A 12,362-nucleotide genomic window follows, 5' to 3' on the forward strand; every position below is an offset into this window, starting at 1 on the left:
CGTGGCAGCGTGCACGTCGCCCGATGCAAAGTCGACTTGGACGGCGCGCGTTGCCGGCCTAGATAGGCTGTCTTGCCCGTCAGCCTAAGGGGTTCCGCCATGAAGCTCACCTGGTTCGGCCATTCGGCCTTCCGCCTCGATCTCCCCGGCGCTTCGCTGTTGATCGATCCGTTCTTCACCGGCAATCCGGCCTTCGAGGGTAATGCCGCCGAGGCATCGAAGGGCGTCAGCCATATCGTGATCACCCATGGCCATGGCGACCATATCGGCGACGCGCTTGCCATCGCCGAGGCCAATCACGCGACCGTCGTCACCAATTTCGACCTGTGCATGTACCTCGCCTCGAAGGGGCTGAAGAAGTTCGAGCCGATGAATACCGGCGGCACGGTCGATCTCGGCTCCTTCCAGACCACCCTGGTCAGGGCAGATCACTCGGCCGGCCTGGTCGAGGCCGGTGTCGCTTTCCCGCTTGGCAGCGCCAATGGCGTGGTCATCAAGGCCCCGGGCGAGAAGACGCTCTGGCATATGGGCGACACCGACATCTTCCCGGGCATGGCGCTGATCAGCGAACTGAATGCCGTCGACATCTGCATCTGCCCGATCGGCGACCGCTTCACCATGGGCGCGAAGACCGCGGCGCTGGCCATGACCCGCTTCGTCAAGCCGAAGGTCGCGATCCCCTGCCATTACGGCTCCTTCCCGATCATCGCCCAGAATGCCGACGAGTTCGTCGCGGCGTTGAAGGGCAGCGATGTTCGGGCCCTCGTGCCCGGGAAGGGCGAGGCGGTCGAGATCTGACGCAAGGCCGCGTCATCCGGGATAAGCAACGAAGCGCGCTATTCCCGTCTCCATCCAGCTTCGGTCCATGACGATGGATCCCGGCGTTCTGGCCGGGATTCCGACGACCCGTCAGTATTGACTTATCCTTTTGCCGCCGACGCGCTATAGCGCGGGCAAATCAGTTTCGGCTTGTTCAGCCACAGTTTCAGGAGCCTGCCATGTCGGTCGATCTCGCCACCGTGAAGCGCGTCGCGCATCTGGCGCGCATTGCCGTGCCCGAGGCCGATCTGCCCAAGCTGCAAGGCGAGCTCAACGCCATTCTCGGCTTCGTCGAGCAGTTGGACGAGGTCGACGTCAGCGGCGTCGAGCCGATGACATCGGTCACGCCGATGGCGATGACGCAGCGCCAGGATGTCGTCACGGATGGCGAGATCGCCGATCGGATCGTCGCCAATGCGCCGGTCTCCGAGGACAATTTCTTCATGGTGCCGAAGGTGGTCGAATAGGCGCTGATCCGCCCGTTCTATCTCCCCGGAAGTGCCAGGCGCGCTCCGCGGGCTCCTCCCAGTTCAATTTGCCGGAAACCACTGACGTGACCGACCTGACCCGCCTGACGCTGACCGAGGCCCGCGACGGCCTCAAGGCAAAGACCTTCTCCGCGACTGACCTCGCCAAGGCGCATATCGCCGCCATCGAGAAGGCCCGCGCGCTCAACGCCTTCGTGCTGGAGACGCCGGAACATGCGCTGAAGCAGGCCGCGGCCTCCGATGCCAGGCTGGCGAAGGGCGAGGGCGGCCCGCTCGAAGGCCTGCCGCTCGGCATCAAGGACCTCTTCGCCACCGAGGGCGTGCGCACCACCGCCTGCTCGAAGATCCTTGGCGAGTTCGTGCCGGCCTATGAATCGACCGTGACGAGCCAGCTCTGGCGCGACGGCGCGGTGATGCTCGGCAAGCTCAACAATGACGAGTTCGCCATGGGCTCGTCGAACGAGACCAGCGCCTTCGGCAATGTAGTCAATCCCTGGCGCCGCAGCGGCTCGAATGTCGGAGCAGGTGGCTCCGGCGCAATCGAGGGCAACCATCTGGTTCCGGGCGGCTCGTCGGGCGGCTCGGCCGCCGCCGTCGCCGCCGGTCTCTGCCTGGCCGCCACCGCGACGGATACCGGCGGCTCGATCCGCCAGCCGGCGGCCTTCACCGGGACAGTCGGCATCAAGCCGACCTATGGCCGCTGCTCACGCTGGGGCACGGTCGCTTTCGCTTCCTCGCTCGACCAGGCCGGTCCGATCGGCAAGACGGTGCGCGACAGCGCCGTGATGCTGCGCTCGATGGCCGGGTACGATGCCAAGGACACGACCTCCGCGAACCTCGCCGTGCCGGACTACGAGGCCGCGGTCGGCCGCTCGGTGAAGGGCATGAAGATCGGCATTCCCAAGGAATACCGGCTCGACGGCATGTCGCCCGAGATCGAGGCTCTCTGGCAGCAGGGCATCGCCTGGCTGAAGGCAGCCGGTGCCGAGATCGTCAACATCTCGCTGCCCCACACGAAATACGCTCTGCCCGCCTATTACATCGTCGCGCCGGCGGAAGCCTCCTCCAACCTCGCCCGCTATGACGGCGTGCGCTACGGCCTGCGCGTGCCGGGCCGCGACATCGTCGAGATGTATGAGAAGACCCGCGCCGAAGGCTTTGGCGCCGAGGTCAAGCGCCGCATCATGATCGGCACCTATGTGCTCTCGGCCGGCTATTACGACGCCTATTATCTCAAGGCCCAGAAGGTCCGCACGCTGATCAAGCGCGATTTCGAGTTGGCCTATGCCGACGGAATCGACGCCGTGCTGACGCCGGCGACGCCCTCGGCGGCCTTCGGCATCGGCGAGAAGGGCTCGTCTGATCCAGTCGAGATGTATCTCAACGACGTCTTCACGGTCACGGTGAACATGGCCGGCCTGCCGGGCATCGCGGTGCCCGCCGGACAGGATGCGCAGGGCCTGCCGCTTGGCCTGCAGCTGATCGGCCGCCCCTTCGACGAGGAGACGCTGTTCTCGCTCGGCCAGGTCATCGAGGACGCGGCTGGCCGCTTCACGGTTGGCGAGAAGTGGTGGGCGTAAGCGCCTGAGCGCGGCGCCAATCCCGGGAGCCACCAGGCAGGAGCCCGGGATTCGTCACCTGGATCTTCGGAGTTTCCGGATCGTTTCCGGCTCTGCATCACCTTGCGGTTTGTCCGGCATGGCGCGGACAGATTTCCGCTGGACCATGCTTTGGGTCTAGGCTGGCGGCATGATCTTCAGCCGCGCCATCGCCTGGGCCTGTCTCACTTTCCTGCAAGGGGCGCTGGCCTTCGTCGCCGCGGGCTTGCGGAGACGCCATTTGAGCGATGGTCTCCCTCGCCGCCATTCCCGTCGGCCGACTTCACCATCCGGGCTCGCGCCGCCATTCACGAGGCTTGCAGCGCGCTGAGGGAACTCGGGTCCAAGCCGAGAAGGGGGGACGTCCGAGCCGTGCTGAAGGCGTGCGTCGAGTGGTTCAACGAAGCAGATGAACGTGCGGGCAGCGTGATCGAAACCGAGGAGCGGGAGGACATTCTCTCGACGCTGGAAGAGATGGCGCATGTAGCGGCGAGATGCTTGCGACGCGTCGAAGGCTCCCAGGATGCCTTCAGCTCGTCACTCCAGATAGTCGACCAATAGCGCGGAAGTCCGAACGCTCCGACGCTCGCCAGTCCGGCCAGCGCCGGTGGAAGTGACTGTGAAAGCAAACTGATAGGCATAGAGAAGTCGCCGACGTCTGAGCCGTAATCGATATCCCAGAATGCAACACCCGCAACCGCAATTTACCGAGCTCTCCACGTCGCGGTAGCAGGCGGTTTGGGTGAAAACGCAACAGGCATGAAACCGCATGGGAGTTCCATAATATGTCTTATGCGAATCAAGGCTGTAGAACGGTGGATTCCATTTCCAAGTGCGACTCATGAGAGAAATCAGTGAGTTACGCCTGGAGTGTTACGAATGGCCTGCGCCTACCTGCATCTGGATCTGGATGAGCGCCGCCGGATTTACCGGCTGCATGCCAAGAAGCTGTCGGTCGACGCGATCGCACGCGAGCTCGGCCGGCACCGCTCGACGATCTTTCGGGAGCTGAGGCGCAACGCCTGGGTCGACCCGGAGCACAAGACCTATGACGGGTATTTCCCGGTCACGGCACAGGACCTGGCCAGGGATCGGCGGCAGCGGCAGCGCAAGCTGCTGCGCCATTCTGCCTTGCGACACAGCATCGTCGATCGGATGAAACATGGCTGGTCACCAGAGCAGATCGCGGGCCGCCTGAAGCGCGATGGACTGAGTTCGGTCCGGGTCTGTTGCGAGACGATCTACCAGTTCGCCTACAGCGCCGAAGGCAGGAACCTGGGACTACCTCAGTACCTGCCTGAACAGCGCCGGGCTCGCCGGCGGCGCGGGGCTCGCAAGCCGCGCGGCGTGTCGATTCCGCTGCAAAACAGCATTGCCAATCGCCCTGCCCGGATCGGTGCACGGCAGGAATTCGGGCATTGGGAGGGCGATTTGCTGATCTTTCGGCGGGAATTTGGCAAGATGAACGTCACCTCGCTGGTCGAGCGAACCAGCCGCTACACGCTGCTGATGAGGAATCCGGACCGCCAGTCGACTCCGTTGATGGAGCAGATCATCGAGGCGCTGGCGCCGCTTCCAGCCGGGGCACGCCAGAGCTTCACCTTCGATCGTGGCACTGAGTTCACAGCCTGGCGCCGGCTGAAGGACGGGCTTGGCGCCGAGACCTGGTTCTGCGATCCGAGCGCTCCTTGGCAGAAGGGCTCAGTCGAGAATACCAACCGGCGACTGCGGCGCCATCTGCCGCGCAGCACCGACTTGGTAGGAGTGCGCGACCGTCGCCTGCGCGAGATCTGTCACCAACTCAACACCACGCCGCGCAAGTGTCTGGGCTACCGCACGCCGGCCGAGATCTTCGCCGTGGGTTTACGGGAGACCGGATGATCGCCTAGCCTCGAACCCAGCCTGTCGCACTTCGGCTGGAATCCGCAAACCCCGTTAGAAAGGTCGCGCTCCTCCTCATTAGACGTGTCAGTTTTTCCTCGGCGTTGCGGCTGGGGAGTTGCGGGCGATGACGGTGCTGTTGATGAGCCGAACGGAGATCGATCGGGTTCATGTGCTGAAGGATCTGCTGGCGGAGCGGATTCGAACGGGCGAAGCGGCGCAGCTCCTGGGCGTGACCTCACGCCAGGTCTTTCGGCTCTTGCGGGCCTATCACGATGGTGGCCCGGCGGCGCTGGCCTCCAAGAAGCGAGGCAAGCCGAGCAACCGATCCTATCTCCAGCGCTACGGCAAGCCGGTTGCCTTCTATTCTGACAAGCACGCGACGTTTCGGGTCAACAAGGTCGGCGCGACCGGCGGCAACGGCATGACCCAGTTCGGCCGGGCGCTGGATCAGCTCAACATCGACATCATCTGCGCCAATGTCCCGCAGGCCAAAGGCCGGGTCGAGCGCGCCAATGGCACGCTGCAGGACCGGCTGGTGAAGGAACTGCGGCTCGAAGGAATCTCCTCGATCGAGGCCGGCAACGCTTTCCTGCCGGGCTTCATGGAGGACTTCAATCGCCGCTTCGCCAAGGCTCCCTTCAACGACAAGGATCTGCACCGCCCGCTCGTTGAGAACGACGATATTGACGAGGCCTTCGCCTGGAAGGAGGAGCGAACGGTTTCGCAGAGCCTGACGCTGCAATATGACAAGATGCTATTCATCCTCGAGCCAACGCCGGTGACACGCCCCCTCGCCCGTCAGCGTGTCACGATTTACGACTATCCGGACGGTCGGTTTGCGATCCGGCACCAGGGCCTCGACCTGCCCTATCGGACATTCGACAAGGTTCAGCAGGTCGATCAGGCCGCGATCGTCGAGAACAAGCGGTTAGGTGCGACGTTGGCCTACATTGCCGAGCGCCAGAAGAAGCTCAACATGTCACCCAGCGGCCGAGCGCCGCGACGCCAGGGTCAGGGCAAGAGCATCTTCAAGGCGGGCTAGCGGAGCGAAGCAGCCGGAAGGATCGGCAATGTCCTAGATGGGTCGAAGGTGAAGCTTGCATAACGCCTCGTGAAATTTTGCGCTTCTCAAAGGTCGGAGGTAGCGTGTGATTTCGACCGCGAAAGATAGGCTATTATGACCGAGCACTACGAAGTCCCGGAGATATTCCATACTGAGCGATACGAAGTGAGGCGTGTTCGATCTTCCGATGCTGATGGTATATTCCATTCTTACGCTTCTGACTCAGACGTTACACGATTTCTGACGTGGCGACCCGCTACATCCCCAGATCAAACTCGCGCAAATATTGAGGTCAGCCGAGCCGACTGGGATGCAGGAAAGCGTTTTGCCTCGGTCATCACCCCAAAGAATAGTTCTTCCGAAATCATGGGCATGATCGATGCGAGGGTTTCTGCAGGCTCTCGTACGGTTACGTCTTGCAGCGCAGTGCTTGGGGGCGTGGCTGCATGACCGAGGTGCTGTCATGGGAGGTTCAGCATGCGCTTTGTTATCCAGGCATTTTTCGGGTGGAAGCGTTCTGCGACGTCGAAAACGTCGGCTCCGCCCGCGTAATGGAGAAAGTTGGAATGATACGCGAGGGGCTTCTCCAACGACGGCTGCTCTCGCCCAATATTTTGAACGAACCGCGAGACTGCTTCGTATACGCCAAGGTGCGTTAGCGATCGGAAAGGGCGACCGGATTCCGCAACGGGCTTCCCTGCCCTTCGGTTTGGGCGTCGCGCCCTGCCCGATCGGCTGCTTGTAGCAGCGCCGCAGCGCGGCTGTGCAACCCTGACCAGCTCCGCCGCGCTGCTTGAGCTCCGCTGGAAAGCCGGCGCGAGTGACATGTCTAACGAGCACAGACAGAGACTTGTCTATCGGGTTCTGACAAAGGCGCGCCCTTCGGAGCACCGATCGAGCCCTCCTTCGGATCCGAGACTGACGGAGTTCATACCGACGGCGACAAGCGCTTGAGCCGTCGCATTGCGGCGTAAGCTGCCCTGCTGCTGGCATGGACGGACGATTGGCCGCTGCAACCCCGATGCGCTGCCGAGAGATGTTCTCGTGGCCCGGCCGGTCCTGACAGCACCAGTGTGGTGCAGGAACGAGTGGTGGATCCGGAAACCATCCGCCTCATGCGCATGGATGCTCGGGAATCCGAAAACCCGATCGGTCTCCCTGAACCATCATTGTGGGCTGCTTCAGCGAAGGCTGCGCCTCGGATGGTATTTCCAGGTTTGCAGCGCCTCGAGAAACGCCTGGAACTTCGACAGGCGGGCGAACTCATTGCGCGCGGGCTGCGCGTTGTAGTGGCTCGAAGGCAGGACCGCGATGCCGTGACTGCGCGAGATGCAGCCGCTCACAACTTGAAAGTCAGTGGTGAGAATATTCCCGTAAATACCTGGTTTTGTTTGTTTTTTATCTTAGCGAAGCGCGCTCGGCTGTGCCGGGTGAGCTTGGGCGAGCCTCTTTCGACTTCATACGAGTGGCCGAAGGATTCCTGCAGCGAGGATCGCTCCTGAGGTCGCAAGGTTCAGCCTGCGCGCTATGTTCCGTCACGCTGTGGCGCCCTGTTCTGCCACGCCGTATCTGTTGCTCAGGACGCAAGCTTATGCCCAATCTGGCCATGATGCGTGGCTAGGCTCTAGAATGCTGAAAGCACCTTAAGTGGAGCTGCGGACATGAGGCGTGACGATCATCAGAGCTGGATGTGGTCGGAAGCGATCGCGATGCTGACGCGGGCCGAGCATCTGCACCGACAGTTCTTCCAGCCACGCCAGGCGGCCCAACAGGTGTCCTGGGTCCCACCGGTCGACGTACTCGAGCTCGAGACTGAGGTCCTGATCCTGGTCGCCTTGCCGGGAGTGTGCACCGACCAGGTCGAAATCGCCATCGAAGACGGCGAACTCGTCGTGGTGGGGCGCCGCACCCTGCCCTCGGAGCTCCGCACCGCGGCTATCCATCGGCTTGAGATTCCCCAGGGCCATTTCGAGCGCCGCGTCCATCTGCCCCCAGGACGCTACGCGGCCGTGACGCGCAGCGACGCGAATGGCTGCCTGGTGCTCAGCCTGCAGAAATCGATTTGAAGTCGAGAGCCGTTCGCGAACAGGTGCCTGGGAGGGATTCATGCCGAGCGAGGATCGAGAGCAGGAAACCGAACAGCCGGCGGCATCGGTCGCTCATCCCACGGCGCCTTCGACCGTGCCTTCCGATGCCCTGATCATCGTTCCGGTCCGCGACATGGTTCTCTTCCCCGGAACGGTATTCCCGATCACGATCGGACGAGATCGTTCGGTCCTTGCGGCCCAGCAGGCGCTTCGCGAAGAGCGACCGGTCGGCATTCTGATGCAGCGCGACTCCGAGATCGAGAATCCGGCGCCTGCGGACCTGCACCGGGTGGGAACGGTCGCCAATATCCTCCGCTATATCAACACGCCGGACGGCAGCCATCACCTTGTCCTGCAAGGGGAGCAACGCTTCAGCCTGGTCGAGTTTGTGGTCGAGAACCCCTTCTTCGCGGCGCGTGTGTTGCGGATCGAGCAGCCCGATCTCCTCACACCGGAGATCGAGGCTCATACACTCCATCTGCGTCAACAGGCGCTCGAGGCGCTGCAACTCCTCCCGCAGGTGCCGCAGGAACTGCTTGCGGCCGTTCAATCGGCCGTTTCGCCCACGGCCCTGGCCGATCTCGTCGCCGCCTATCTGGATATCACGGTCGACGAGAAGCAGGAGCTCCTCGAGACCATCGACATCACCAAGCGCATGGACAGGATCTCGCATTTCCTGGCCCGGCGGATCGAAGTTTTGCGGCTGACCCAGGAAATCGGCCGCCAGACCAAGGAATCGCTCGATGCGCGCCAACGCGAAGCGATCCTGCGCGAGCAGATGGCAGCGATCCAGCGCCAGCTGGGTGAGACGGACGGCAGAGGGCCGGAGGTCGCCGAGCTCACCGAAGCGATCGCGAGGGCCGGGATGACGCCGGAAGCGGAAGAGGTCGCGCGCAAGGAATTGCGCCGCTACGAGCGCATGCCGGAGGCTGCGGCCGAGGCGGGCATGGTTCGCACCTATCTCGACTGGCTGATCGAGCTGCCCTGGGCCCTCCCCGAGGAGAAACCGATCGATCTGGCTGCCGCCCGCCAGATTCTCGACGAGGATCATTTCGGGCTCGACAAGATCAAGCGCCGCATCATCGAATACCTCGCAGTGCGGAAGCTCGCTCCGGGAGGCAAGGCGCCGATCCTGTGTTTCGTCGGCCCGCCCGGTGTCGGCAAGACCTCGCTCGGTCAGTCGATCGCGCGAGCCATGGGGCGCCCGTTTTCGCGTGTGAGCCTGGGCGGCGTCCATGACGAGGCCGAAATCCGGGGCCATCGCCGAACCTATATCGGCGCCCTGCCCGGCAACATCATCCAGGCGATCCGCAAGGCCAAGGCGCGCAATTGCGTGATGATGCTCGACGAGATCGACAAGATGGGCCGAGGCATCCAGGGCGATCCCTCCGCCGCCATGCTGGAAGTGCTGGACCCGGAGCAGAACGCGACCTTCCGTGATAACTATCTCGGCGTCCCGTTCGATCTCTCCCGCGTCGTGTTCCTCACCACCGCCAACATGCTCGACACGATCCCCGGGCCGCTGCTCGATCGCATGGAGATCATCAGCCTCTCCGGATACACCGAAAGCGAGAAGCTCCAGATCGCACGGCGTTATCTTCTGCGGCGGCAGTTCGAGGCCAACGGTCTCGCGCCTGAGCAGGTCGAGATCGACGACGTGTCGCTGCGGCGGATCATCCATGACTACACCCGCGAAGCCGGAGTACGCGGTCTCGAACGGGAGATCGGCCGCGCGCTGCGCCACGCGGCGGTGCAGATTGCCGAAGGCAGCGCCACGCAGGTTCGCATCGGGGCCGATGATCTGGCGACGATCCTCGGTCCGCCCCGTTTCGAGAACGAGGTCGCCATGCGCACAAGCGTACCCGGCGTTGCCACCGGGCTGGCCTGGACGCCGGTTGGTGGCGACATCCTCTTCATCGAGGCGACCCGCATTCCCGGAAGGGGCAACCTGATCCTGACCGGCCAGCTTGGCGACGTGATGCGCGAAAGCGCCCAGGCCGCCCTCAGTGTGGTCAAGAACCGTGCTTCATCACTGGGCATCGACCCCGCCATGTTCGCCGAGAGCGATATCCATATTCACGTCCCCGCCGGCGCTACGCCCAAGGATGGGCCAAGCGCCGGGGTTGCCATGTTCACCGCGCTGGTTTCGCTCCTGACCCGCCGTACTGTGCGAAGCGACACCGCCATGACGGGAGAGATCAGCTTGCGCGGGCTGGTTCTGCCGGTTGGAGGCATCAAGGAGAAGGTCGTCGCGGCTGCAGCAGCCGGGCTCACCCGCGTCATGCTGCCAGCCCGCAACCGCCGCGATTTCGAGGACATCCCGGAGGATGCCCGCAAGAGGCTCGAATTCATCTGGCTGGAAAAGGTCGATGACGCGATGACGGCCGCGCTCGAGGACAAGCCGGCAGATCAGGCTGTTGCGGCTGAGTGAGGACGTCATCAGGCCACGCCGTGGCCCTCCCCTCAATTTCGTGGCGCCATTTCCTGTTCTACCCTGGGTCGCTTAACCCAGCGTAAGGAACGCGGCAGGCAGTATCCTCCTGCCCGTTTGGACGGCTGAGGCAACGGACGATGTCATTCGGAAGGAAGCAGCAACAAGACCCCGCTCTGCAGGAGGCCGGCGGCGCGGTTGCGACGCGGGCTGAGCGCGTCGCCAACGCCTTGCTCATTCTTGTCCTGGTGCTGCCGATCGTGACCGCAGCGAGCATCTTCGTATCCGTGAATTTTCATCTCTGGCGCGCGACCCCGTCATTCGATCCCCTGCTGACAAAAATCGAATCCGCGCAACGCGCGAGCGGCGTCGTCTCCGGTGACGATGCCGAGGCACTGAAACGGCTCTTCCAGCGCCTCGAGGGCATGACTGCACAATCTGCCGAGGCCAGGAATACGGACATGGTGCATGTCGTCTTCCACGCCGTCAGTGCGGCCGAAACGACCGCAGTGACCTCTGAGGCGCAGGCCAAGCTCCCCGGCAAATCGGACCCGCAGGCCATTGCCCTGGACCTGTCCAACATTGGCGCGTCTGCCGTCGTCCTCATCGCCGACAGGCCGGCTCTATTGCAGATCAGCGGGGCACTCCCGAGCCAGCGGGCGAAGATTGGCGTCGAAGGACCGTTTGCGTTTGATCTCGCCGGAGCCAGGGATGGACTGCTCGCAGGGTTTCGCGTCGGTGCCTTTGGGGCCGGGGACGTGGCAAGCCCGGGAGACTATTCCCGTTTCCAAACGGATAGACCCCGGCAGCGACTGGTCTGCGCGGCGCTGGACAGATGGCAGCGCTATTTCGGCATCTCCAGAGAGAATTTGCGCGTCTGGTCGACCACGAACGCACGCCGGATCGAGATCGGCCAACGAAGCGTGAAGGCGGATACTCGCATTGATCCGGACGGGTACGGCGCAACCAGCGTCTGCCCACGATAGGACGCCGGCATCTGCCCGATAAGACAACACGAGTGTAGCGGGATCGAGACCATGTCGTTCGGTAAGAGGAAGCCTCCGACCACCGATGCAAAAGGCGGTGGCGCTGAGGCAAGCTCTCGCGGTCCCCAGGGCGGGAGCGGCGGTCCTGGCATAGGCCTGGCCGACATTGCAATCGGCGTGGTCGCCATTCTCGTGAGCTTTTCTGGCGCCTATTTCTTGCTGGGGCGCAGCTCCAGCCCCCCACCCCCGACTGCTCCGGCCGTTGTTGCGGGCTTCGGTTCCGATCCCGTTGCGGTTGCGCGGTCCTACAACAAGCAAGGATCGGTGCCGTTCATCGTCGGCCAGTCCTGGATGATGACGTTTGAGATGCAGCAAACTGCCGATGGCTTCAGTGCGATCGACAGCGAACTGCACGAACGCTGCATGAAGCCCACGAGCAGAGATGCCGCAGCCTACGCGGAAAAACGCGGGCAGACATTCCTGGGACCAGAGAAAGGCGCGGAATTCCTGGCGTGCACGATGCGCATCTACAAGAACCGATTTTGCGACGACCAATACCGCAACCGCTTGGTCGCACGGCTAAGCGAATTCGTTCGCGCGCGGCGGGAACACATTTCCATGGTAAAGAATGTCCGCGAAAGCGAGATGGGTCGAATGATCGTCGCTGTCGATAGTGCCGACAGAGGCCGCGGCAATGACGTTACCTCGGGCTATCAACCGTCTGCCTTCGTGCCGGAGCCGCTCGCCGAACAGATCCGCCTCTTGTCGCGAGCCGGATTCGTCACTCAGAAGGATTTCACTGGCCTGTTCAGCTCCACCCCGGCTGAATTGAAATCCTATCTCCAATCCGACGGCAAAGCGCCTTGCGGGTAGCCCGAACCCGCAGGCACGGCGCGACATCTCAGGGCGATGGCAACGCTCTTGCAAGCTGGTTGGAGCACCGCTGCGATATCCAGGCCCCAACGCCATGCTTCCACACGGCAGATTTCTCCTCGACATGATTCGT

The 12,362-nt window shown here is 63.1% G+C and carries 12 protein-coding genes; all 12 read left to right on the forward strand.

The genetic code is table 11. From position 1 onward, the window contains the following. Window positions 1–99 precede the first annotated feature (99 nt). The 12 genes from AB4118_RS21060 to AB4118_RS21115 all read left to right on the forward strand — a co-directional run bounded on the left by AB4118_RS21060 (window position 100) and on the right by AB4118_RS21115 (window position 12,229). Window positions 100–798, forward strand: a complete 699-nt coding sequence (locus AB4118_RS21060) for a metal-dependent hydrolase (RefSeq protein WP_441491582.1) — start codon at window positions 100–102, stop codon at window positions 796–798. 200 nt (window positions 799–998) lie between these two features. Next, window positions 999–1,286 (forward strand): Asp-tRNA(Asn)/Glu-tRNA(Gln) amidotransferase subunit GatC, encoded by a 288-nt coding sequence (gene gatC, locus AB4118_RS21065; protein ID WP_113512524.1) that lies wholly within the window; start codon window positions 999–1,001, stop codon window positions 1,284–1,286. A gap of 86 nt (window positions 1,287–1,372) precedes the next feature. Next, the gene (gatA, locus tag AB4118_RS21070; RefSeq protein WP_441491583.1) at window positions 1,373–2,887 is read left to right on the forward strand and encodes an Asp-tRNA(Asn)/Glu-tRNA(Gln) amidotransferase subunit GatA; all 1,515 of its coding nucleotides are present in this window, start codon (window positions 1,373–1,375) and stop codon (window positions 2,885–2,887) included. Window positions 2,888–3,784: 897 nt separating this feature from the next. Continuing rightward, window positions 3,785–4,786: an IS30 family transposase gene (locus tag AB4118_RS21075; protein ID WP_441491584.1), complete on the forward strand. Its 1,002-nt coding sequence runs from the start codon at window positions 3,785–3,787 to the stop codon at window positions 4,784–4,786. 127 nt (window positions 4,787–4,913) lie between these two features. Then, a complete protein-coding gene (locus AB4118_RS21080) occupies window positions 4,914–5,831 on the forward strand; it encodes a helix-turn-helix domain-containing protein (RefSeq protein ID WP_441491585.1) in 918 nt (305 codons plus the stop codon). 135 nt (window positions 5,832–5,966) lie between these two features. Further along, a complete protein-coding gene (locus AB4118_RS21085) occupies window positions 5,967–6,302 on the forward strand; it encodes a GNAT family N-acetyltransferase (RefSeq protein WP_441491586.1) in 336 nt (111 codons plus the stop codon). Then, entirely contained in the window at window positions 6,269–6,511 is a 243-nt protein-coding gene (locus tag AB4118_RS21090) for a GNAT family N-acetyltransferase (protein WP_441491587.1), read from the forward strand. Before AB4118_RS21085 ends, AB4118_RS21090 begins: the two co-directional genes overlap by 34 nt. 432 nt (window positions 6,512–6,943) lie before the next feature. Beyond that, complete coding sequence (locus AB4118_RS21095; RefSeq protein ID WP_441491588.1) at window positions 6,944–7,354, forward strand: hypothetical protein; 411 nt, start codon at window positions 6,944–6,946, stop codon at window positions 7,352–7,354. Window positions 7,355–7,513: 159 nt separating this feature from the next. Beyond that, entirely contained in the window at window positions 7,514–7,918 is a 405-nt protein-coding gene (locus tag AB4118_RS21100; RefSeq protein WP_441491589.1) for an Hsp20/alpha crystallin family protein, read from the forward strand. A 40-nt stretch (window positions 7,919–7,958) separates the two neighbouring features. Next, window positions 7,959–10,370 (forward strand): endopeptidase La, encoded by a 2,412-nt coding sequence (gene lon, locus AB4118_RS21105; RefSeq protein WP_441491590.1) that lies wholly within the window; start codon window positions 7,959–7,961, stop codon window positions 10,368–10,370. Window positions 10,371–10,510: 140 nt separating this feature from the next. After that, complete coding sequence (locus AB4118_RS21110) at window positions 10,511–11,356, forward strand: hypothetical protein (RefSeq protein ID WP_441491591.1); 846 nt, start codon at window positions 10,511–10,513, stop codon at window positions 11,354–11,356. A gap of 51 nt (window positions 11,357–11,407) precedes the next feature. Continuing rightward, window positions 11,408–12,229 (forward strand): hypothetical protein, encoded by an 822-nt coding sequence (locus AB4118_RS21115; protein ID WP_441491592.1) that lies wholly within the window; start codon window positions 11,408–11,410, stop codon window positions 12,227–12,229. Window positions 12,230–12,362: the final 133 nt, after the last annotated feature.

It is taken from the genome of Allobosea sp. 2RAB26, assembly GCF_052115465.1.
Classification (GTDB): Bacteria; Pseudomonadota; Alphaproteobacteria; order Rhizobiales; family Beijerinckiaceae; genus Allobosea.